This window comes from Streptomyces roseoviridis (assembly GCF_039535235.1).
GTDB lineage: Bacteria > Actinomycetota > Actinomycetes > Streptomycetales > Streptomycetaceae > Streptomyces > Streptomyces roseoviridis.
Window position 1 is genome coordinate 3,785,136 of sequence record NZ_BAAAWU010000001.1, and the last position, 21,140, is coordinate 3,806,275.

General features: G+C 70.6%; 20 protein-coding genes and 2 tRNA genes. 17 read left to right on the forward strand and 5 right to left on the reverse strand.

Annotated features, from left to right (window positions below; translation table 11 throughout):
- The first annotated feature begins 98 nt into the window (after positions 1 to 98).
- The 6 genes from gyrB (at position 99) to ABD954_RS17175 (ending at position 7,357) form a co-directional block, all read left to right on the forward strand.
- Positions 99 to 2,129, forward strand: a complete 2,031-nt coding sequence (gyrB, locus tag ABD954_RS17150) for a DNA topoisomerase (ATP-hydrolyzing) subunit B (protein WP_345486905.1) — start codon at positions 99 to 101, stop codon at positions 2,127 to 2,129.
- 41 nt (positions 2,130 to 2,170) lie between these two features.
- Positions 2,171 to 4,777, forward strand: a complete 2,607-nt coding sequence (gyrA, locus tag ABD954_RS17155; RefSeq protein WP_345486906.1) for a DNA gyrase subunit A — start codon at positions 2,171 to 2,173, stop codon at positions 4,775 to 4,777.
- Positions 4,778 to 4,873: 96 nt separating this feature from the next.
- Complete coding sequence (locus tag ABD954_RS17160) at positions 4,874 to 5,458, forward strand: DUF3566 domain-containing protein (RefSeq protein ID WP_345486907.1); 585 nt, start codon at positions 4,874 to 4,876, stop codon at positions 5,456 to 5,458.
- A 99-nt stretch (positions 5,459 to 5,557) separates the two neighbouring features.
- Positions 5,558 to 5,631: transfer RNA gene (locus ABD954_RS17165), tRNA-Ile, on the forward strand.
- 145 nt (positions 5,632 to 5,776) lie between these two features.
- Complete coding sequence (locus ABD954_RS17170; protein WP_003958712.1) at positions 5,777 to 5,911, forward strand: DLW-39 family protein; 135 nt, start codon at positions 5,777 to 5,779, stop codon at positions 5,909 to 5,911.
- A gap of 159 nt (positions 5,912 to 6,070) precedes the next feature.
- Complete coding sequence (locus tag ABD954_RS17175) at positions 6,071 to 7,357, forward strand: hypothetical protein (RefSeq protein ID WP_345486908.1); 1,287 nt, start codon at positions 6,071 to 6,073, stop codon at positions 7,355 to 7,357.
- A gap of 96 nt (positions 7,358 to 7,453) precedes the next feature.
- Here ABD954_RS17175 and ABD954_RS17180 read toward each other — a convergent pair whose 3' ends face one another.
- Both ABD954_RS17180 and ABD954_RS17185 read right to left on the reverse strand, forming a co-directional pair.
- Positions 7,454 to 8,803, reverse strand: coding sequence for a serine/threonine-protein kinase (locus tag ABD954_RS17180; RefSeq protein WP_345486909.1), 1,350 nt, complete (start codon positions 8,801 to 8,803; stop codon positions 7,454 to 7,456).
- A 48-nt stretch (positions 8,804 to 8,851) separates the two neighbouring features.
- A complete protein-coding gene (locus ABD954_RS17185) occupies positions 8,852 to 9,400 on the reverse strand; it encodes a helix-turn-helix domain-containing protein (RefSeq protein WP_345486910.1) in 549 nt (182 codons plus the stop codon).
- Positions 9,401 to 9,532: 132 nt separating this feature from the next.
- Between ABD954_RS17185 and ABD954_RS17190 the strand changes: the two genes are divergently transcribed.
- The 3 genes from ABD954_RS17190 to ABD954_RS17200 all read left to right on the forward strand — a co-directional run bounded on the left by ABD954_RS17190 (position 9,533) and on the right by ABD954_RS17200 (position 11,602).
- Positions 9,533 to 9,605, forward strand: a tRNA-Ala gene (locus ABD954_RS17190).
- A 133-nt stretch (positions 9,606 to 9,738) separates the two neighbouring features.
- Positions 9,739 to 10,998, forward strand: coding sequence for an MFS transporter (locus ABD954_RS17195; RefSeq protein WP_345486911.1), 1,260 nt, complete (start codon positions 9,739 to 9,741; stop codon positions 10,996 to 10,998).
- 169 nt (positions 10,999 to 11,167) lie between these two features.
- Positions 11,168 to 11,602 carry a DUF6344 domain-containing protein gene (locus ABD954_RS17200; protein WP_345486912.1) on the forward strand — a complete coding sequence of 145 codons (435 nt, stop codon included), beginning with the start codon at positions 11,168 to 11,170 and terminating at the stop codon, positions 11,600 to 11,602.
- A gap of 86 nt (positions 11,603 to 11,688) precedes the next feature.
- Here the strand turns inward: ABD954_RS17200 and ABD954_RS17205 are convergent, their stop codons facing one another.
- Positions 11,689 to 12,393, reverse strand: coding sequence for a DUF5324 family protein (locus ABD954_RS17205; RefSeq protein ID WP_345486913.1), 705 nt, complete (start codon positions 12,391 to 12,393; stop codon positions 11,689 to 11,691).
- Positions 12,394 to 12,558: 165 nt separating this feature from the next.
- Here ABD954_RS17205 and ABD954_RS17210 point away from each other — a divergent pair, with 165 nt between their 5' ends.
- Both ABD954_RS17210 and ABD954_RS17215 read left to right on the forward strand, forming a co-directional pair.
- The gene (locus ABD954_RS17210; protein WP_345486914.1) at positions 12,559 to 13,086 is read left to right on the forward strand and encodes a peptidylprolyl isomerase; all 528 of its coding nucleotides are present in this window, start codon (positions 12,559 to 12,561) and stop codon (positions 13,084 to 13,086) included.
- Positions 13,087 to 13,182: 96 nt separating this feature from the next.
- Positions 13,183 to 14,028 carry a rhomboid family intramembrane serine protease gene (locus tag ABD954_RS17215; RefSeq protein WP_345486915.1) on the forward strand — a complete coding sequence of 282 codons (846 nt, stop codon included), beginning with the start codon at positions 13,183 to 13,185 and terminating at the stop codon, positions 14,026 to 14,028.
- Between the two features lie 268 nt (positions 14,029 to 14,296).
- Here the strand turns inward: ABD954_RS17215 and crgA are convergent, their stop codons facing one another.
- Positions 14,297 to 14,554 (reverse strand): cell division protein CrgA, encoded by a 258-nt coding sequence (gene crgA, locus ABD954_RS17220; protein ID WP_345486916.1) that lies wholly within the window; start codon positions 14,552 to 14,554, stop codon positions 14,297 to 14,299.
- A gap of 139 nt (positions 14,555 to 14,693) precedes the next feature.
- Between crgA and ABD954_RS17225 the strand changes: the two genes are divergently transcribed.
- The 6 genes from ABD954_RS17225 (at position 14,694) to ABD954_RS17250 (ending at position 19,005) form a co-directional block, all read left to right on the forward strand.
- The gene (locus tag ABD954_RS17225; RefSeq protein WP_345486917.1) at positions 14,694 to 15,461 is read left to right on the forward strand and encodes a DUF881 domain-containing protein; all 768 of its coding nucleotides are present in this window, start codon (positions 14,694 to 14,696) and stop codon (positions 15,459 to 15,461) included.
- A gap of 22 nt (positions 15,462 to 15,483) precedes the next feature.
- On the forward strand, positions 15,484 to 16,191 hold the full coding sequence (locus tag ABD954_RS17230) for a class E sortase (protein WP_345486918.1): 708 nt from the start codon (positions 15,484 to 15,486) through the stop codon (positions 16,189 to 16,191).
- A gap of 63 nt (positions 16,192 to 16,254) precedes the next feature.
- Positions 16,255 to 16,416: a hypothetical protein gene (locus tag ABD954_RS17235; RefSeq protein ID WP_345486919.1), complete on the forward strand. Its 162-nt coding sequence runs from the start codon at positions 16,255 to 16,257 to the stop codon at positions 16,414 to 16,416.
- The gene (locus ABD954_RS17240) at positions 16,413 to 17,051 is read left to right on the forward strand and encodes an aminodeoxychorismate/anthranilate synthase component II (RefSeq protein WP_345486920.1); all 639 of its coding nucleotides are present in this window, start codon (positions 16,413 to 16,415) and stop codon (positions 17,049 to 17,051) included. The genes ABD954_RS17235 and ABD954_RS17240 overlap by 4 nt, the downstream gene beginning before the upstream one ends.
- A complete protein-coding gene (locus ABD954_RS17245; protein ID WP_345486921.1) occupies positions 17,048 to 18,286 on the forward strand; it encodes a class E sortase in 1,239 nt (412 codons plus the stop codon). The genes ABD954_RS17240 and ABD954_RS17245 overlap by 4 nt, the downstream gene beginning before the upstream one ends.
- 41 nt (positions 18,287 to 18,327) lie before the next feature.
- Positions 18,328 to 19,005 (forward strand): class E sortase, encoded by a 678-nt coding sequence (locus ABD954_RS17250; protein WP_345486922.1) that lies wholly within the window; start codon positions 18,328 to 18,330, stop codon positions 19,003 to 19,005.
- Between the two features lie 70 nt (positions 19,006 to 19,075).
- Here ABD954_RS17250 and pknB read toward each other — a convergent pair whose 3' ends face one another.
- Positions 19,076 to 21,037, reverse strand: coding sequence for a Stk1 family PASTA domain-containing Ser/Thr kinase (gene pknB / locus ABD954_RS17255; RefSeq protein ID WP_345486923.1), 1,962 nt, complete (start codon positions 21,035 to 21,037; stop codon positions 19,076 to 19,078).
- Between the last annotated feature and the right edge of the window lie 103 nt (positions 21,038 to 21,140).

Below are 21,140 nucleotides of genomic sequence, written 5' to 3' on the forward strand. Positions count from 1 at the left end.
ATGAGTGTCAGTGGTACCGGTAGACTGGAAGACAATCCCGCCACCGCGCGGAACATGTCGAACGACGCAGCCGCTCCCGTATGCCCGGAGAACGGCTTGTGCTGTGCCAGAAAGGGCGCTTCGTGGCCGATTCCGGCAACCCCAACGAGAACAAGCAGTACACCGCCAGCAACATCCAGGTGCTCGAGGGCCTGGATGCGGTGCGTAAGCGCCCCGGCATGTACATCGGCTCGACCGGAGAGCGCGGTCTGCACCACATGGTGCAGGAGGTCGTCGACAACTCGGTCGACGAGGCCCTGGCCGGTCACGCGGACACCATCGACGTGACGATCCTGGCCGACGGCGGCGTCCGGGTCGTCGACAACGGCCGCGGCATCCCCGTCGGCATCGTCGAGTCCGAGGGCAAGCCGGCCGTCGAGGTCGTCCTGACGGTCCTCCACGCGGGCGGCAAGTTCGGCGGCGGCGGCTACGCGGTCTCCGGCGGTCTGCACGGCGTCGGCGTCTCCGTCGTCAACGCGCTCTCCACCAAGGTCTCGGTGGAGATCAGGACCGACGGTCACCGCTGGACGCAGGACTACAAGATGGGCGCCCCGACGGCGCCCCTCGCGAAGCACGAGGCGACCGAGGAGACCGGCACCTCGGTCACCTTCTGGGCCGACCCGGACATCTTCGAGACCACCGAGTACTCCTTCGAGACGCTCTCGCGCCGTTTCCAGGAGATGGCCTTCCTCAACAAGGGCCTGACGATCACGCTCACCGACGAGCGCGAGTCCGCGAAGGCCACCGTCGGTGCCGACGACCCCGACGCCGAGGCGGCCGCCGAGCCGGCCGCGCGCACGGTGAAGTACCACTACGAGGGCGGCATCGTCGACTTCGTGAAGTACCTCAACTCGCGCAAGGGCGACCTGATCCACCCCACCGTCATCGACATCGAGGCCGAGGACAAGGAGCGCCTCCTCTCGGTCGAGATCGCGATGCAGTGGAACTCGTCGTACAGCGAGGGCGTGTACTCGTTCGCGAACACGATCCACACCCACGAGGGCGGTACCCACGAGGAGGGCTTCCGCGCCGCGCTGACGACCCTCGTCAACAAGTACGCGCGCGAGAAGAAGCTGCTCCGCGAGAAGGATGACAACCTCACGGGCGACGACATCCGCGAGGGTCTGACCGCGATCATCTCGGTCAAGATCGGCGAGCCGCAGTTCGAGGGCCAGACCAAGACCAAGCTCGGCAACACCGAGGCGAAGACCTTCGTCCAGAAGGTCGTCTTCGAGCACCTGACCGACTGGTTCGACCGCAACCCGAACGAGGCCGCGGACATCATCCGCAAGGGCATCACCGCCGCCACCGCGCGCGTGGCCGCCCGCAAGGCCCGCGACCTGACCCGCCGCAAGGGTCTCCTGGAGTCGGCGTCCCTGCCGGGCAAGCTCTCCGACTGCCAGTCGAACGACCCCACCAAGTGCGAGATCTTCATCGTCGAGGGTGACTCCGCCGGCGGCTCGGCCAAGTCCGGCCGCAACCCGATGTACCAGGCCATCCTGCCGATCCGCGGCAAGATCCTGAACGTCGAGAAGGCCCGGATCGACAAGATCCTCCAGAACACCGAGGTCCAGGCGCTGATCTCCGCCTTCGGCACCGGTGTCCACGAGGACTTCGACATCGAGAAGCTCCGCTATCACAAGATCATCCTGATGGCGGACGCCGACGTCGACGGCCAGCACATCAACACCCTGCTGCTGACCTTCCTCTTCCGCTTCATGCGGCCGCTGGTCGAGGCCGGGCACGTCTACCTCTCCCGCCCGCCGCTCTACAAGATCAAGTGGGGCCGGGACGACTTCGAGTACGCCTACTCGGACCGCGAGCGCGACGCCCTGGTCGAGCTGGGCAAGCAGAACGGCAAGCGGATCCGCGAGGACTCGATCCAGCGCTTCAAGGGTCTCGGCGAGATGAACGCCGAAGAGCTGCGCATCACCACCATGGACCAGGACCACCGCGTGCTCGGCCAGGTCACCCTCGACGACGCCGCGCAGGCCGACGACCTGTTCTCGGTGCTGATGGGCGAGGACGTCGAGGCACGGCGCTCGTTCATCCAGCGCAACGCCAAGGACGTTCGTTTCCTCGACATCTGAGTCGGTCTCAGCTGACCGTACGAAAGGACTGAAGACCAGCAATGGCCGACGAGAACACCCCTGTGATGCCCGAAGAGGAGCCGACGGTTCCGGGCGTGGGCATGCGCGTGGAGCCCGTGGGGCTCGAGACCGAGATGCAGCGCTCGTACCTCGACTACGCGATGTCCGTCATCGTGTCGCGCGCGCTGCCCGACGTCCGTGACGGCCTCAAGCCGGTGCACCGCCGCGTGCTGTACGCGATGTACGACGGCGGCTACCGGCCCGAGAAGGGCTTCTACAAGTGCGCCCGCGTCGTCGGCGACGTCATGGGCAACTACCACCCGCACGGCGACACCTCGATCTACGACGCCCTCGTCCGCCTCGCCCAGCCCTGGGCCATGCGGATGCCGCTCGTCGACTCCAACGGCAACTTCGGCTCCCCGGGCAACGACCCGGCGGCCGCCATGCGCTACACCGAGTGCAAGATGGCGCCGCTGTCGATGGAGATGGTCCGCGACATCGACGAGGAGACCGTCGACTTCACGGACAACTACGACGGCCGCTCCCAGGAGCCGACCGTCCTGCCCTCCCGCTTCCCGAACCTGCTGATCAACGGCTCCGCCGGCATCGCGGTCGGCATGGCGACCAACATCCCGCCGCACAACCTGCGCGAGGTCGCCGCCGGCGCCCAGTGGTACCTGGAGCACCCCGAGGCCACCCACGAGGAGCTGCTCGACGCGCTCATCGAGCGCATCAAGGGCCCCGACTTCCCCACCGGCGCGCTCGTCGTCGGCCGCAAGGGCATCGAGGAGGCGTACCGCACCGGCCGCGGCTCCATCACGATGCGCGCGGTCGTCGAGGTCGAGGAGATCCAGAACCGCCAGTGCCTGGTGGTCACCGAGCTGCCCTACCAGGTCAACCCGGACAACCTCGCGCAGAAGATCGCCGACCTGGTGAAGGACGGCAAGATCGGCGGCATCGCCGACGTCCGCGACGAGACCTCCTCCCGCACCGGCCAGCGCCTGGTCATCGTCCTCAAGCGGGACGCGGTCGCCAAGGTCGTCCTCAACAACCTCTACAAGCACACCGACCTCCAGACGAACTTCGGCGCCAACATGCTGGCGCTCGTCGACGGCGTGCCGCGCACCCTCTCGATCGACGCGTTCATCCGCCACTGGGTGACGCACCAGATCGAGGTCATCGTGCGCCGGACCAAGTTCCGGCTGCGCAAGGCCGAGGAGCGCGCCCACATCCTGCGCGGTCTGCTCAAGGCCCTCGACGCGATCGACGAGGTCATCGCCCTCATCCGGCGCAGCGACACGGTCGACGTTGCCCGCGAGGGCCTGATGGGCCTCCTCCAGATCGACGAGATCCAGGCCAACGCCATCCTCGAGATGCAGCTGCGCCGGCTCGCCGCCCTGGAGCGCCAGAAGATCGTCGCCGAGCACGACGAGCTCCAGGCGAAGATCAACGAGTACAACGCGATCCTCGCCTCGCCCGAGAAGCAGCGGCAGATCGTCAGCGAGGAGCTCACGGCGCTCGTCGACAAGTACGGCGACGACCGCCGCAGCCAGCTCGTGCCCTTCGACGGTGACATGTCCATCGAGGACCTGATCGCCGAGGAGGACATCGTCGTCACGATCACGCGCGGCGGCTATGTGAAGCGTACGAAGACCGAGGACTACCGCTCGCAGAAGCGCGGCGGCAAGGGCGTGCGCGGCACGAAGCTGAAGCAGGACGACATCGTCGACCACTTCTTCGTCACCACCACCCACAACTGGCTGCTCTTCTTCACCAACAAGGGCCGGGTCTACCGGGCCAAGGCGTACGAGCTGCCGGACGCCGGCCGCGACGCCCGCGGCCAGCACGTGGCCAACCTGCTGGCCTTCCAGCCGGACGAGCAGATCGCCGAGATCCTCGCGATCCGCGACTACGAGGCCGCGCCGTACCTGGTGCTCGCCACCAAGGCCGGTCTGGTGAAGAAGACCGCCCTGAAGGACTACGACTCCCCGCGCTCGGGCGGTGTCATCGCCATCAACCTGCGCGAGCGGGAGGACGGCAGCGACGACGAGCTGATCGGCGCGGAGCTGGTGTCCGCCGAGGACGACCTGCTGCTTATCAGCAAGAAGGCGCAGTCGATCCGCTTCACCGCCACGGACGACGCGCTGCGCCCGATGGGACGCGCGACCTCCGGCGTCAAGGGGATGAGTTTCCGCGAGGACGACGAGCTGCTCTCGATGAATGTCGTCCGGCCGGGTACGTTCGTCTTCACCGCGACCGACGGTGGCTACGCCAAGCGCACCGCGGTCGACGAGTACCGCGTCCAGGGTCGCGGCGGCCTCGGCATCAAGGCTGCCAAGATCGTGGAGGACCGCGGCTCGCTCGTGGGCGCGCTGGTGGTCGAGGACACCGACGAGATCCTCGCCATCACGCTGTCCGGCGGTGTGATTCGCACGCGAGTCAACGAAGTCAGGGAGACCGGCCGTGACACCATGGGCGTCCAGCTGATCAACCTGGGCAAGCGCGACGCCGTCGTCGGCATCGCCCGCAACGCCGAGGCCGGCGGCGAGGACGACGACATCGAGGAAGCTGCCGAGGCCGGGGAGACGGCCGAGACGGCCGAGGTGGTCGAGGGCACGGAGCCCGAGACCGGGGAGCACGAGGAGTAGAGCGTGAGTGGAGCCACGGGCGCCGGTTCGGCCGAGGGCCGGTCCGCAGGATCGAGCGGTGCCCGTGGCTCCGCCACGGACTCCCAGGGGGTTACGGTGACGGACACTCGGGGGCAGGGTCCCTCGTACGAGACGTACAACGGGCCGCTGCCCGGCGAGCGCGGGGGGACGCAGCCGCAGAGCGGTCCCTACCACCCGCCGCAGGCGTACGGGACCCCCGGGCAGGGCACTCCCGCCCAGGGCGTGCCGGCGGCCGGCAAGGGTGGCGCGGCCACGCGCAAGCCGCGTACGGGCGCGCGCACCACCCCGCGGACGCGCAAGGCGCGGCTGCGGGTCGCCAAGGCCGATCCGTGGTCGGTGATGAAGGTGAGCTTCCTGCTCTCCATCGCGCTCGGCATCTGCACGGTGGTGGCCGCGGCGGTGCTGTGGATGGTCATGGACGCCATGGGCGTCTTCTCGACCGTCGGCGGCACGATCAGCGAGGCCACCGGCTCCAACGAGTCCAACGGCTTCGACCTCCAGTCCTTCCTGTCGCTGCCGCGGGTGCTGATGTTCACCTCGGTCATCGCGGTGATCGACGTCGTCCTGATGACGGCCCTGGCCACGCTCGGCGCCTTCATCTACAACCTGTCGGCCGGCTTCGTGGGCGGTGTGGAGCTCACCCTCGCCGAGGACGAGTGACCCGCGCGGGGGCCGGGCACGGAACCGATTTTGGGACTGGCCCCCACGTGCGCTAATCTTCAGGAGTCAGCGCGCGGGACACACACCGCAGAGCGCGGCGGGGCTATAGCTCAGTTGGTTAGAGCGCATCCCTGATAAGGATGAGGCCACAGGTTCAAATCCTGTTAGCCCCACAGACACGATCGGCCCGGACGGTTCACCCGTCCGGGCCGATTGCTTTGCCCGGACGCGTTGCGGGCGAGGTCACCGATCGGTATCGGTCGGTGTGTAGAGTGGGCGTCAGAAGTCTCCTACGTCAACGAAAGACGAGGTCGCGCGGTGAAGAAGCTTCTCCTGGTCGCACTGGCCGCCATCGGCGGGCTCCTCGTGTACCGCCAGATCCAGGCGGATCGCGCCGAGCAGGATCTGTGGACGGAGGCGACCGACTCCGTGCCCGCAGGTTCGGGTGTGTGAGACGAAGAGCGTGTGTGAGTGAGGCCCCGACCGCGGTGAGCGGTCGGGGCCTCACTCTGTTCACGGTCGTTAACCGATCGCTTGCCGGCGCAAATTTGTAGGGTCCCGGTCAGGCAAGCGGGCAGGATGGGCGCGCACGGAGACGACGAGGAGAAGCGCGTGAAGAGGCTACGGGGAACCGGTCGTACGGCGGGGGTGCTGGCCGCGGCGGTGTGTGCGGCCCTCGCGCTGCCCGGCGGCGCCCGGGCGGCCGGTGAGGGCGGCGGTTACGCCTTCGACGACAAGGCGCGGCGGGTGAAGGGTGCCATCTCCAACCTGGACGCCGAGCGGCTCACGGCCGGGCAGAGCTACCGGGACACCATCAGGAAGGACGGAAAGCTCTACTACCGCGTCGACCTCGACGCCCGCCAGAACGCCTACGTCTCGGTCGTGGCCGTCCCCAAGCCCGGCGGGAAGGCCGGATACAGCGACGGCATCAAGGTGACCATGCAGGACGGCTCCGGGACGAACTGCGGCTACCAGTCGGTGAGCTTCGGCGGCTTCGGCTTCGCCCGGCCGATCGCCGCCTACACCCACCGCACGATCGAACCGGATTCCTCCGCCTGCCAGCTGGCCGGGGCGTACTACGTCCTCGTGGAGCGCACCTCCGAGTCCGACAGCGCGGACTGGGAGCTGGAACTGCGCTACGTGACCGAGCCGGGCCTCAAGACCGCCGGCCCGACCGCGCTGCCGGAGAACTGGGCCTCGGGCACGCCCCAGCCGCCCGCCGGCGGTCCACAGCGGCGTGACGGAGGCGGCGGGTTCCACGACGCGGCCTCGCTGCGCCAGGGCGAGTGGCGCACCGACATCAAGCCGGGCCAGACGATGTACTACCGGGTCCCGGTCGACTGGGGCCAGCAGATCTTCGCCACCGCCGAGCTGGGCAGCAGCCCGGTCGCCGACGACTACGTCAGCAGCGCGCTCACGCTGTCCCTGCTGAACCCGGCCCGCGGCTACGTCGCCAGCCGGGACCTGTCCTACGACGGTGATCCGTCGACCGTGGCGTTCGATCCGGAGCGGCCCGTGGCCTTCGAGAACCGCTTCGCCTCGGACGACGCCACCAACGGCTTGCGGTTCGCCGGCTGGTACTACCTGTCGGCCACGCTCAGCCCCGAGGTCGCCAAGGCGTACGGGGACAAGCCCCTGCCGCTGACCCTGCGGGTGAACGTCACCGGGCAGCCCAGGCCCGCACCGCCGTACGACGGCGACGCCGGGCCCTTCACGGTGACCGACGACGACCGCGAGGCGGCGGCCAGCGGCCTGAGCGGCCCGCAGGCGGCCAGGAGCGCCACGCTGACCGTCGTCGGCGTGGCCGGGATCGGCGTCGGCACGGTCCTCGTCCTGGGCCTCGGAGCCTGGTGGCTGCTCGCCCGGCGGGCGTCGGGCGCGGGCCCTACGCCTGGATGAGCGCCCGGACCCCGTGGCGGCGAAGCGGCCGGGCGCGGGCCCTACGCCGAGATGAGCGCCCGGACCCCGTGACGGCGAAGCGGCCGGGCGCGGGCGCTACGCCGAGATGAGCGCCCAGATCCCGACGGCGAAGCAGACGAGCGCGGTGACCAGCACGGGGACCGCGACCTTCGCGGGCGGGCCCGGCCGGCGGGCGGGAACCGGTCCGGCCTGAGCGGTGTATGAACGAGGGGGCACCTGTTCGTACGGCGCCCCGGCCGTGGGTGTCTGGGCGAAGGAGGCGGGGCCATGCGCGGGCGGCTGTACGGGTGGCGGAGCCGGGACCCCGGCCCGGGCGGCGGAGGCCACGGCCGGGGTGGCCCCTGGCTGAAGGGCTCCGGGGCGGGGAGCCCTTGGCTGAGGGGCCCCGGGCTGGGGAGCGGCCTGGGCCGGTGGCGGTCCGTAGCCGGGGGCCTGTGGGGTGACCACCGGCTGGTGGGGCGCCGGGGGCGGTGGCGGCAGGTGGAAGCTGCCCGTCTCGGACGGGCTCGGCGGGGGCGGGGCCGCGGCCTGGCGGTCCCCGGCGGGCTCGGGGCCGTTCGGGCCGAAGCCGGCCGGCAGCGGGCCGATCTGGTCGAAGATCTCGACCTGCTCCTCGTCGGGCCCCGGCTCGGGCAGCAGCTCGACCGCCGCGTTCAGCGCCTTCCGCGCGCCGGTGGCCGTCTTGAAGCGGACCTGCGGGTCGGGCTGGAGCAGCCCGGCGAGCACCTGCCACAGCGGCTCGGAGACGCCCCGCGGGGCGCTCGGGGTGCCGTAGGTCATGAAGTGGTCCACCAGGGCCTGGGAGTCCGGCCTGCGGCCCTGGAGCAGATAGAGGCCCACCAGGCCCACCGCGAACAGGTCGGCGGTGAAGTCCGGCTCCGCGCCCATCAGTTGCTCGGGCGCGAAGTAACCGGGCGTGCCCACCACGTAGTTGGTCTCGGTGAGCCGGGGTTCGCCCTTGCGCATCGAGATGCCGAAGTCGGACAGCCGCAGATGCGGCCGTCCGGTGCCGGTGACTTCGAGCAGGATGTTGGCCGGCTTGATGTCGCGGTGCACGACCCCCTCCGCGTGCACCGCGGCCAGTCCGGACAGCAGCTGGTCGAGCAGGGTGCACACGAAGCGGGGCGGCAGCGCGCCGTAGTCCCCGATGACGTGGGCCAGGGAACCGCCCGCCACGAGGTCCATGGTGAAGAGGACCTTGTCGTCGTCCGCGGCCCAGCTGGCCGGGGCGAGGACGTGCGGGTGGTCGATCCTGAGCGCCTGCTCGCGGACGAAGCGCAGCAGGGTGTGGGCGTCGCTCTGCTGGAGCACCTTGGCCGCCACGTAGCGGCGGCGCCGGTGGTCCCAGGCACGCCACACCGCTCCGACCCCGCCCCGGCCGATCGGATCGATCAGCTCGTACCGACCAGCGAAGACCTCACCCATCGCGCTGCGCCCGCTCCCCGTACCGTCTCGGTTGATGCCGTACCGGCGTCAGTTCTGATGCGCCTCGTAGTGGGCCACCGCGTCCGCGGTGCGCCCCGCGCCGTAGACCCGGAGGAACTCTGCCAGTTCGGGGTGAGCGGGCGCGAGCGAGTCGGCCGCCTCGATGATGTCGCCCGCCGCGGCCACGGAGCGCAGCAGGGACTGGATCTCGCGGACCACCCGGCGCACGGTGGGCGCGCCGCTGGTGGTGGTGGGCTGGCTGCCGGAGGTGAGGACGGAGCCGCCCTGGGACCTCTTGATCTCGTCCATCCGGTCGGTGGCCTCGGCGGCGCTGACGCTGCCGTCGGCGACCTGGCCGGCGAGCTCCTGGAGGGCCTGGACACGCTGGACGACGGCGGGATTGCCGATCTTGGCCCGCTGGCCGCTCATCAGCTGGGAGAGCATGGGCGCCGACAGTCCGAGCACGGCCGCGAGCCGGGCCTGATTCAGTCCGAGATCGTCGATCAGCCGGCGGAAGAGCGCCCCCAACGGCTCCCCGTACCAACTGCGCTGGAGCTCCCGGGCTCTGGCCGTGGCTTCCTGCTGCGCTGTATCCATTACTACTTCTCCCCATCCCTTGGGTTCGCCACTGCGAACCCCGATCAGCATCTTACGGAGCGTGGTCGCCGACGGGGAGTCCCTATCTTTTTGCGGAATACGGGGGGTGACCCGGTACTCTGTTGTCGTTCCGGGGCCTTAGCTCAGTTGGTAGAGCGCTGTCTTTGCATGGCAGATGTCAGGGGTTCGACTCCCCTAGGCTCCACTCCGGACAAGAGCTCCCTGACCAGCGGAAACGCGCGGCGGGGAGCTTTTTCGTGCGCCGGGGGAAGTGGCCCGCTCCTTCGGGGAGGGAATGGACCAGGTGTCGTGGGCCACTCGCGCCTAACGTCGTGTCCATGGCGAAGACGAAGAAGACCGGCGGCACCCCACGGACCCAGCGGAACCTGCTGATCGCCCAGCTCAGCAACTCCATCGGCGACGGCGCCTTCTACGTGACCTCGGCGCTCTACTTCTCCCGGATCGTCGGCCTCTCCGCCCCGCAGATCGGCGCCGGGCTCGCCGTGGCCTGGGGGATCGGCTCCCTCGCCGGAGTACCGCTCGGGCACCTGGCCGACCGGCGCGGCCCGCGCGGCAACGCCGTCCTGCTCGCCCTGGCCACCGCGGCGGCCGTCGCGTCCTTCCTCCTGATCCGCTCCTTCGTCCCCTTCCTGCTCGCCGCCACCGCGTACGCCACCGCCCAGAGCGGCCTCGCCGCCGCCCGCCAGGCCCTCCTCGCCGGCCTGGTCGAGCCCGCCGCCCGGGTCGGGATGCTGGCCCGGATCCAGGCCACGCTCAACGCCGGCCTCGCCGTGGGGGCCGCGCTCGGCGGCCTCGCCCTGAGCGCCGGGACCCGAGGCGCCTACCTGGCCGTCTTCGCCCTCGACGCGGCCGGCTTCCTCCTCTGCGCCCTGGTGCTGCGCTCCCTGCCCTCGCTGCCGGGCACCCCGGCGGCGAGCGGCGGCGAACCGCGGCTCGTGGTGCTGCGGGACCGCCCGTACGCCGTGCTCACCCTCCTCAACGCGCTGCTGCTGCTCCGGCTGCCGCTGCTCAGCCTGGCCCTGCCGCTGTGGATCGTGGAGCGGACCGCGGCGCCCGGGTGGACGGTCTCGGCGCTCTTCGTCCTCAACACCGGTGCGGTGATGCTCTTTCAGGTGCGGGCCGCCCGCTCGGTGACCGGGCTGCCGGAGGCGACCCGGGCGGTGTCGCGCTCCAGCCTGGTGATGCTCGCCTCGTGCGCGGTGTTCGCGGTGACGGCGGCCGGCTTTGGACCCTGGCCGACGGTCGCGGTGCTGGTCGCCGGAGCCGTCCTGCAGGTGATCGCCGAGATGCGCCACTCGGCCGGGTCGTGGCAGATCGGCTTCTCCCTGGCGCCGGCCGACCGGATCGGCCAGTACCAGGGCTTCTACGGCACGGGCGTGCCGGTCGCCAGGACCCTCGGGCCGCTCCTCGTCACCACCCTGCTGATCGGCTGGGGCGTGGCCGGATGGCTGGTCCTGGGCGGGATCTTCGTGGTGGCCGGCTTCGCCACCGCGCCGGCGGTGCGCTGGGCGGAGCGTTCCCGGGCCGCGTCGGCGCCGTCCGGCGAGCGGGCAGCCGAGACCGCCGGGGCGCACTGAGCCGGACGAGTGGTGTTCATCGGAAGAACTGCGCGGCGACGGCGTCGCTCCACGGAACGAGGGCGCGCTTCCTCATCATGAGGAAGGTACGAAAAGCGCGCAATCCGAAATGAACCATCCGAGAACACCCGACTCGTCCCGCACCTCGACATCACGAAAGTGAGGGGTCATGGCCACCGCCAAGGTCAAGCAGTTCTGGACCGCCCTCGTCTCCGTCCTCTTCGCCCTGCTCGCCTCCCTCGGCCTGGCGAGCCCCGCCACCGCCGCCCAGCGGACCGCCCTCCAGCAGGGCGAGGAGCCGGCGACCACCCCCGCGACGGCCGCCACGACGACGCCGGCGCGCGCCCTCGCCTCCGTACCGGCACCGAGGCCGGCCCCTCAGTGGCACGCCGCGCGGGGCCGGGCCCTGCCGCCCACCATCAAGCAGCGCATCCGCGCCGAGGCGCACGGTTCCTCGCCCTCCGTCCGCCACCTGCGCGCGGACGCCCCGGCCGTCACGGACCGGGACGGCACGTTCGACCTGACGGGTGCGGCCCTCGCCGCCCCGGCCGCCGCTTCCGGGGCCGCTCCGGCCCCCGTCGCTCCGGCCGTCCACGCCGCGTAGGGCGCGGCGGGATGTTCCGCCGCGCCCCTCGTCCGCTCCGTAGCAGCTCGTCCGTCATGGCAGACCGTCCGTCGACCGGCCGGTGATCAGCGGCGCTCCTCGTCGCGGTCCGTGGCCTCCGCCTCCGTCCCGGCTTCGGCCTCCTTGGCCGCCACCTCGGGATCGAGGGCCGAGACGTCGTCGTCGACCGTCGACCGCGCCGTCCTGTCGTCCACCTCGGTGGGAGCGGGCGGCTCGACCAGCCAGTCGGGGTTGGCCTGCTTGTCCCACCACTTCCAGGCGGCGAACGCGCCGCCGGCCAGCACGCCGAGGACCGCGAGGCCCTTGGCCATGCGACCGGCCCTGGCCCGCCGCTGGTGCTTCCTGATGATCTTCTGTACGTCCTTCGGCGTCACCTGACCGCGCAGCGCGGCCCAGGCGGCAGTCGAACGCGACCCGGCCTCCTCCAGGACGGGACCGGTCGCGGCGACCGCGTGCTCGACACGCGGAACGGTGTAGTCGGCCGCCTGACGGGCGGCCTTGCGGGTCACAGCCGCGGTGCGCTGAGCGGCCTCGTCGACCCGCGGCGGCACGTGCGGTGCGACATGGCACGCGTACTGCCGACGGGCCTGAACACGGGCCGCGGACGCGGCCTTCGAGACTTTCGGAGCGAGCTTGGCGCGTGCTTCGTGGGCATAGAGGACGGCCTGTTCCTTGGCCGTGCCGGCGTACGGCGCCACCACTTCCGCGGCGTGCAGGACGCTCTCCTTCGCCGAACCTGTCGCGGCGCGCACGCTGTCCATGCGGGTCACGGGATTCCTCCTCCTCGGTGGCGATGTCGGGTTTTCGCCTTTCCATCCTTTTCGGAATCATGCCTGCCGGACCGTGCTCCGGCATGCGGGACGGGCATCCGGGGCATGCGAGGATTCGGACCACGGGCGCGAGCGCGCCGGTGCGAGGTGTGGAGGAAGGCGAACGTGGCCGAGCAGCTGTACGCGACTCTGAAGACCAGCCAGGGTGACATCGAGATTCGGCTGCTGCCGTTCCACGCCCCCAAGACGGTCCGCAACTTCGTCGAACTCGCCCGCGGCGAGCGCGAGTGGACCCACCCGGCGACCGGCGAGGTCTCCACGGCGCCCCTCTACGACGGCACCGTCTTCCACCGGGTGATCAAGGACTTCATGATCCAGGGCGGTGACCCGCTGGCGGACGGCACGGGCGGCCCCGGCTACCAGTTCGCCGACGAGTTCCACCCCGAGCTCTCCTTCGACAAGCCGTACCTGCTGGCGATGGCCAACGCCGGCCCCGGCACCAACGGCTCCCAGTTCTTCATCACGGTCGGCGCGACGACCTGGCTCAACCGCAAGCACACGATCTTCGGCGAGGTCGTCGGCGAGGCGAGCAAGAAGGTCGTGGACGCGATCGCCGCCGCCGAGACCAACCCGAGCACCAACCGTCCCGTCGAGGACGTCGTCATCGAGACCGTCGTCATCGAGAGCCGCTGACCCGCGGGCTTCCGGGAACCTTCCCGCCCCGCCCGTCCGTCAGGAGGGTGGGGCGACGTGCTGACCCGTTCCCGCCGACGTCCTCGGAGGACCCGCATGCACTGCTATCGACACCCGGACGTGGAGACCGGCATCCGCTGCACCCGCTGCGAGAAGCCGATCTGCCCGGACTGCATGGTGTCCGCGTCCGTCGGCTTCCAGTGCCCGGACTGTGTGCGCGGTGGCTCCGGCACCGGCCACGCCCCCGACGCCAACCAGCCGAGGACGCTGGCGGGCGGCCGGGTGGCGGCGGACGGACGGCTCGTCACCAAGATCCTGATCGCGGTCAACCTGGCGCTGTTCCTCGCGGTCCAGGTGGCGGGCGACCGGTTCACGGACGAGCTGGTCATGATCGGCTTCGCGTACAACCCGGTGCTCGGCGAGGTCGTCGGCGTCGCGGACGGCGAGTGGTACCGGCTGCTCACCTCCGCCTTCCTCCACCAGGACGTCGCCCACTTCGTCTTCAACATGCTGGGCCTGTGGATCATCGGCGGCATCGTGGAGCCGGAGCTCGGCCGGATCCGTTACGCGGCGCTGTGCCTGCTCTCCGGGCTCTCCGGCTCGGCGCTCGTCTATCTCCTGGACGCCCCGAACCAGGCTTCGCTCGGCGCCTCGGGCATCGTCTACGGCCTGATCGGCTCCTGGGTGGTCCTCGCCCGGCGCCGGCGCTACGACATGCGCCCGGTCCTGCTCTTCGTGGCGATCTCCCTGGTGCTGACCTTCGCCCGTCCGGGCGTCTCCTGGGAGGCCCACATCGGCGGTCTCGTCGCCGGCGCCGTCCTCACGTACGCGCTGGTGCACGCCCCGAGGGCGCGGCGGGCGCTCGTGCAGTACGGGGCCTGCGGGCTGCTGCTCCTGATCGACCTGGGGATGGTGCTGGGCCGCACCGTCGCGCTCACCTGAGCGGGGAGGGCTGTGGACGAGCTCCAGGGAAAGCTTTCCCCAGAGTTATCCACAGTGCGTGGCCGGATCGCCACGCTGGTCTGGACATGACTGCGCCCTCCACCGCTGACCAGGCATTTCCTGTCGAGGGTGGAGGGCGGAGCGAGGCCGTACGGGAAAGCCACCGGTCGTACCGGCGTCAACCTCGCGGGAGTTATCCACAGATCTTCTTAAGTTATCCAGTGCTGTGCACAACACTGTGGATAACTCAGGGCAGAGCTTGACGGATTCACTTCCACTGTGTGGAGACACCGAAGCCGGCGGCGATGAAGCCGAAGCCGACCACGATGTTCCAGTTGCTCAGGGACTTGACCGGCAGCGTGCCGTCGGTGACGTAGAAGACCACGATCCACACCAGCCCGATGGCGAACAGCGCCAGCATCACCGGCGCCACCCAGCTGCGGTTGGTCAGCTTGATGGAGGCGGCCTGCTTCGCGGCGGGCGGCGGCGTGTAGTCGGCCTTCTTGCGGATCCGTGACTTCGGCACGAGGGACTCTCCTGTCGATGCGCTGCGTGACCGCGCAGGGAACTGTGGCTGGCGCCGGGATGTGACGTAGAGGACCGCTGCGTCCCCCGGGCGTCCGTTAGCGTAGTGCTTCCGCGGCACCGAAGGGGATCAGGGTACGTTGAGCAATTCCGCCGGCACTCCCGCACGGCCGGGCCGAAGCCTCAGGTGGCGCCCGGTCCGGGTGCTCACCGCTGCCGTGTTCGCCCTCGCCGGACTCATCTTCGTCACCAGCTTCAACACCGCCAAGGGCACCAATCTGCGCACCGACGCCTCCCTGCTCAGGCTCTCCGACCTGATCCAGGAGCGCAGTCACAAGAACGCCGGCCTCGACGAGACCACCGCCGCGCTGCGCCGCCAGGTCGACGCCCTCGCCGCCCGCGACGACGGCTCCACCGAGGCCCAGGACGAGCGCCTGCGTGCCCTGGAGGCGACCGCAGGCACCACCGAGGCCCGCGGCGCCGGCCTCACCGTCACCCTCGACGACGCCCCGCCGAACGCCCAGGCCGCCCCCGGCTACCCCGAACCGCAGGCCAACGACCTGGTCATCCACCAGCAGGACCTCCAGGCCGTCGTCAACGCCCTGTGGCAGGGCGGTGCCAAGGGCATCAGGGTCATGGACCAGCGGCTCATCTCCACCAGCGCCGTGCGCTGCGTCGGCAACACCCTGATCCTCCAGGGCCGCGTCTACTCGCCGCCCTACAGGATCACCGCTGTCGGTGACCGCGGCAGGCTGACCCGGGCCCTCGCCGACTCCCCCGCCGTCCAGAACTACCAGCTCTACGTGAAGGCGTACGGCCTCGGCTGGAAACTCGACGAGCACAAGACGGTGACTCTCCCCGGCTACTCGGGCACAGTGGACCTCCACTACGCGAAGCCCGTGAGCTGAGGCGACTGCCCGGGAGGGGCCGGTGGCGCTGCGCCTGGTCGTACGGAGCCTCAGCGAGCTGTGCCTCACCACCGGCGCCCTGATCGTCCTCTTCGTCGTCTACGTCCTGTACTGGACGGGCGTGCGGGCGGACACCGCCGCCGCCGGCCAGCTCGCCGGCCTCCAGCGGGAGTGGGCCGCCCGCCCCGTCGAGCCCACGACTCCCTCCGACGCGCCGCCCCCGGGGCCCTCCGCCCCCGCCCCCGCTCCGGCCCCGTACGCCGACGGCAGGGCGCTCGCCGTCATGTACGTCCCCCGCCTCGGCGAGGACTGGGAGTGGCCCGTCCTGGAAGGCACCCGGACGAGCACCCTGAAGAAGGGCCTCGGTCACTACGCCGGCAGCGCCCGCCCCGGCGGCACCGGCAACTTCGCCGTCGCCGGACACCGCCGCACCTACGGCGACCCCTTCAAGGACTTCCCGCGCCTGCGCCGCGGCGACGCCGTCGTCCTCACCGACGGGACGACCTGGTACACCTACCGGATCGTCCGCGCTCCCCACCGGACGGTGCCCACCGACACCGGCGTCGTCGCACCGGTGCCCCGCGGGTCCGGCTTCACCGGACCGGGCCGCTATCTCACCCTCACCACGTGCGACCCCGAGTGGGGCAGCAGCCACCGGCTGATCGCCTGGGCCCACCTGGACGCCACCCAGCCGGTGACGGCCGGCCGTCCACAGGCTTTGGACAGCTGACCCGCGAGCACCCCCGCGACCCGTACTCTGGTGCCGTAACGAACGGAAGGGGCGGCGGACGTCATGTACGGATGGATCTGGCGGCATCTGCCGGGCAACGCCCTCGTGCGGGCGCTGATCTCGGTCGTGCTGGTCCTCGCGGTCGTCTACGTCCTCTTCCAGTACGTGTTCCCTTGGGCGGAGCCCCTGCTTCCGTTCAACGATGTGACGGTGGACGGCCAGTGAGCGCGCGAATTCTCGTCGTCGACAACTACGACAGCTTCGTCTTCAACCTCGTTCAGTACCTGTACCAGCTCGGCGCCGAGTGCGAAGTGCTGCGCAACGACGAGGTGGAGCTCTCCCACGCCCAGGACGGCTTCGACGGAGTGCTCCTGTCACCCGGACCGGGCGCCCCCGAACAGGCCGGGGTCTGCATCGACATGGTGCGCCACTGCGCCGCCACCGGGGTGCCCGTCTTCGGCGTCTGCCTCGGCATGCAGTCGATGGCCGTCGCCTACGGCGGCGTCGTCGACCGGGCGCCCGAGCTGCTGCACGGCAAGACCTCCCCCGTCACCCACGAGGGCAAGGGCGTCTTCGCCGGCCTGCCCTCGCCGTTCACCGCCACCCGCTACCACTCGCTGGCCGCCGAGCCCGGCACCCTGCCCGCCGAGCTCGAGGTCACCGCGCGCACCGAGGACGGCATCATCATGGGGCTGCGCCACCGGGAACTGCCCGTCGAGGGCGTCCAGTTCCACCCCGAGTCGGTGCTGACCGAGCACGGCCACCTGATGCTCGCCAACTGGCTGGAGCAGTGCGGCGACAAGGGGGCGGTCGCGCGGTCGGCGGGACTCGCGCCGGTGGTGGGCAAGGCCGTCGCGTGACGGCCGGGTCGCCGTGGTTCCGGACGACGAACCTGCCGGACGAGCCCGAACCCCAGCCGACACCCGCCCCCGAGCCCGCCGCCGGACCGGCCCCCGCGCCCGGACCCGGGCCGCTGCCCGGTGTCGTGCCGCCCGCACAGGCCCCGTACGAGGCCGAGACGGCCGTCTACGAGGCGATACCGGGCCCGGACGCCTATCAGGGCGTCCCGGGCCCCCAGGGGCCCTACGAGGCTCCTCAGCCGGCCGCGTACGAGCCGTCCGGCTCCGCCGCGTACGCCTCCCAGCCGCCCCCGCCCCTCTCGTACGAGCCGGCACCGGGCCCCCAGGCTCGCCACGCGCCCGAGCCGGACCCCGTCTTCCTCCCACAGGAGCCGGACGACGAGACGATGGCACTGCGCACCGTCGACCAGGCGCCCCCGCCGCCGCCCGGCCCCGGCCGGGCCGAGCGCCGTCGCGCGGCCAAGCGCAAGGGCCGCGGCGCCGCCCCCGAGCCGCCCGCGCCCGCACAGCCGGCAGCGCCGCTGTCCCGGGTGGAGGCCCGCCGTGCCGCCCGCGCCGCCAAGGACAGCGTCGGCGTCGTCCTCAGCAGGGTCGTCGGTGAACTCTTCATCACCTTCGGCGTCGTCATGCTCCTCTTCGTCACCTACCAGCTGTGGTGGACCAACGTCCGCGCCGGCCAGGAGACCGACAAGGCCAAGGAGCGGATCGAGAACTCCTGGTCCCACGACGACCGCAAGCCCGGCGCCTTCGAACCCGGCGAGGGCTTCGCGATCATGTACATCCCCAAGCTGGACGTCGTCGTCCCCGTCGCCGAGGGCATCGACAAGAACAAGGTCCTCGACAAGGGCATGGTCGGCCACTACGCCGAGGGCAGCCTCAAGACCGCCATGCCCGCCGACAAGCAGGGCAACTTCGCCGTCGCCGGGCACCGCAACACCCACGGCGAACCGTTCCGGTACATCAACCGCCTCGAACCCGGCGACCCCATCGTCGTCGAGACCCGCGACGCCTACTACACGTACGAGATGGCCAGCATCCTGCCGCAGACCGCGCCGTCGAACGTCGCCGTCATCGACCCCGTACCGAAGGGCTCCGGCTTCACCGGACCCGGCCGCTACATCACGCTGACGACCTGCACGCCGGAGTTCACGAGCACGTACCGCATGATCGTGTGGGGAAAGCTCGTCGAGGAACGCCCGCGCAGCAAGGGCAAGCCGGACGCGCTCGTAGGCTGACCCCACGACCGAGACCCTCCACACCTCGACGGGACGACCTAGTGGCACGTGCGCGCAACCGGATCGCCGGGATCATCAGCGTCTTCGGTGAACTCCTCATCACCGCCGGCCTGGTCCTCGGCCTCTTCGTCGTCTACTCCCTGTGGTGGACCAACGTCCTCGCCGACCGGGCCGCCGACAAGGACGGCGACCAGGTCCGCGACCACTGGGCCGACAGCGGCCCCGGCGCGCTCGACACCAGGGACGGGATCGGCTTCCTGCACGTGCCGGCCTTCGGCGGCGACGAGGTGCTGGTGAAGAAGGGCACCGACTCCGAGACCCTCAACAACGGTGTCGCCGGCTACTACACCGAACCCGTGAAGTCCGCCCTGCCCCAGGACAAGCAGGGCAACTTCACGCTCGCCGCCCACCGGGACGGACACGGGGCGAAGTTCCACAACATCCACAAGCTGAAGAACGGCGACCCGATCGTCTTTGAGTCCAAGGACACCTGGTACGTCTACAAGGTCTACAAGACCCTCCCCGAGACCACCAAGTACAACGTGGACGTCCTCCAGCCTGTCCCCGAGGAGTCGGGCAAGACCAGGCCGGGCCGCTACATCACCCTGACCACCTGCACCCCGATGTACACCTCGGACTACCGCTACATCGTGTGGGGCGAGCTGGAACGCACCGAGAAGGTCGACGCCGCCCGCACCCCGCCGGCGGAACTGCGCTAGCACCGCGCACGATATGACGTAAGCCCCGGCATCCTGGATGCCGGGGCTTACGTCATGGGGGCGTGCGGCTCTAGTCGAACCAGCCGCCGCCGTTGCCCTTCTTCTCCGTCTTCACGTTGACCGCCTGGTTCGGCTGGCCCGGCGTGCCCGGCATCGGGTCCTGCTGGTGGACGCGGGCGTCACCGTCGGAGGAGCCGTCGACGTTGCCCAGCTGGTAGCCGTTGGCGGCGAGCGTCGCCCGGGCCTCGTCGAGGGTCTGGCCGATGATGAACGGCACCGGCTGCGCCGTCTGCTGCGGGCCCTTGGAGACCTTCAGCGCGATCTGGACGTCCTTCGGCTGGTCCGAGTTGCCGTTGGGCGTCTGGCCGATGACCGTGCCCGCGGGCTGGTCGGAGTCCACGTCCTGACGGGCGACGTTCTCGAAGCCGAGCAGCTTCAGGTCCTGGACGGCCTGGTCGTAGGAGCGACCGGTGACGTCCGGCAGGCGCGACTTCTCCTTCTTCGCCACGGTGATCGTGACCTCGGAGTTCTTCTCCGCCTTGGAGCCGCCCTCGGGGCTCTGGCTCAGCACCCGGCCCGGCTCCTGGTCGGACTCCTCGTACTTCACGGTGACCTTGAAGCCCTTTTCGCGCAGCTGCTCCTCGGCGCTCGACTGCTGCTTCTCGGTGACGTCCGGCACCTCGACCTGCGGGGCGCCCTCGGAGACCACCACGGACACCGTCTCGCCGGCGTTCATCTTCGCCTCGGGCGCGTACACCGGCGTCTGGCTGCAGATCGCGCCCTTGGGCTGATCACACCGCTCGGTGCCGCTCTGCGCCACCTTGATCTGCGAGTTCGCCGCGAGGCCCTCGGCTTCCTTCAGCGTCTTGCCGACGAACTGGGGCACCGGCACCTGGTCCGCGCCGTCCTTCTTGTCGAACAGCGACTGGCCGATGAGGATCGCGCCGACGAGCACCAGGATGCCCGCCAGCACCAGCAGGATCGTCGAGGTGTTCGACTTCTTCTGGCGCCGGCGGTCGGGGCGGTCGTCATAGCCGTAGCCGTCGTCCGGGTTCATGGGCGGCAGCATCGCCGTGTGGGCGCCCGCCGGGTCCGCCTGGCGCAGCGCCGTGGTCGGCTGGTCCTCCGGCCCGTAGCCGCCGTAGCCCCCGCCGTAGCCGACCGCGCCCATCGCCGCGGTCGCCGCGACCGGCTGGCCGTCGAGGCACGCCTCGATGTCCGCGCGCATCTCGTCGGCGGACTGGTAGCGGTAGTCGGGATCCTTGACCAGCGCCTTGAGGACGATCGCGTCCATCTCCGGCGTGATCTCGGGATCGAAGACGCTCGGCGGCTGCGGCTCCTCCCGCACGTGCTGGTAGGCCACGGCCACCGGCGAGTCACCGATGAACGGCGGCCGCACGGTCAGCAGCTCGTACAGCAGACAGCCGGTGGAGTACAGGTCGGAGCGGGCGTCGACCTGCTCGCCCTTGGCCTGCTCCGGCGACAGGTACTGGGCCGTGCCGATCACCGCGGCGGTCTGCGTCATGGTCATGCCCGCGTCGCCCATGGCGCGCGCGATGCCGAAGTCCATGACCTTGACCTGGCCGGTACGCGTCAGCATGACGTTCGCCGGCTTGATGTCGCGGTGCACGATCCCGGCGCGGTGCGAGTACTCCAGCGCCTGCAGGATGCCGACGGTCATCTCCAGCGTGCGCTCGGGCAGCAGCTTGCGCCCGGAGTGCAGCAGCTCACGCAGCGTCGAGCCGTCGACGTACTCCATCACGATGTACGGGATGGACACGCCGTCGACGTAGTCCTCGCCGGTGTCGTAGACCGCGACGATCGCCGGGTGGTTGAGCGAGGCGGCGGACTGGGCCTCACGGCGGAACCGGGCCTGGAAGGACGGGTCACGGGCGAGGTCCGCCCGCAAGGTCTTCACGGCGACGGTGCGGCCGAGCCGGGTGTCGTGCGCGAGGTACACCTCGGCCATGCCACCACGGCCGAGCACCGAGCCCAGCTCGTACCGGCCGCCGAGGCGACGCGGCTCTTCCATAGCTTCTCCAGCCCTCTCCGTCTGTCCCGACCGCACCCGTGTGTGGTCCGGCGGTGTGTGCTGTCCGCGCATACGCTACCGGCCGCGGGAAGGCGCTTCGTCC

Bases quoted from the DNA above. Each gene is read 5' to 3' on its own strand.
- ABD954_RS17195 (WP_345486911.1), top strand. From the start codon at position 9,739: ATGGCGAAGACGAAGAAGACCGGCGGCACCCCACGGACCCAGCGGAAC.
- gyrA (WP_345486906.1), top strand. From the start codon at position 2,171: ATGGCCGACGAGAACACCCCTGTGATGCCCGAAGAGGAGCCGACGGTT.
- ABD954_RS17200 (WP_345486912.1), top strand. From the start codon at position 11,168: ATGGCCACCGCCAAGGTCAAGCAGTTCTGGACCGCCCTCGTCTCCGTC.
- ABD954_RS17215 (WP_345486915.1), top strand. From the start codon at position 13,183: ATGCACTGCTATCGACACCCGGACGTGGAGACCGGCATCCGCTGCACC.
- pknB (WP_345486923.1), bottom strand. From the start codon at position 21,037: ATGGAAGAGCCGCGTCGCCTCGGCGGCCGGTACGAGCTGGGCTCGGTG.
- ABD954_RS17185 (WP_345486910.1), bottom strand. From the start codon at position 9,400: ATGGATACAGCGCAGCAGGAAGCCACGGCCAGAGCCCGGGAGCTCCAG.
- ABD954_RS17180 (WP_345486909.1), bottom strand. From the start codon at position 8,803: ATGGGTGAGGTCTTCGCTGGTCGGTACGAGCTGATCGATCCGATCGGC.
- ABD954_RS17235 (WP_345486919.1), top strand. From the start codon at position 16,255: ATGTACGGATGGATCTGGCGGCATCTGCCGGGCAACGCCCTCGTGCGG.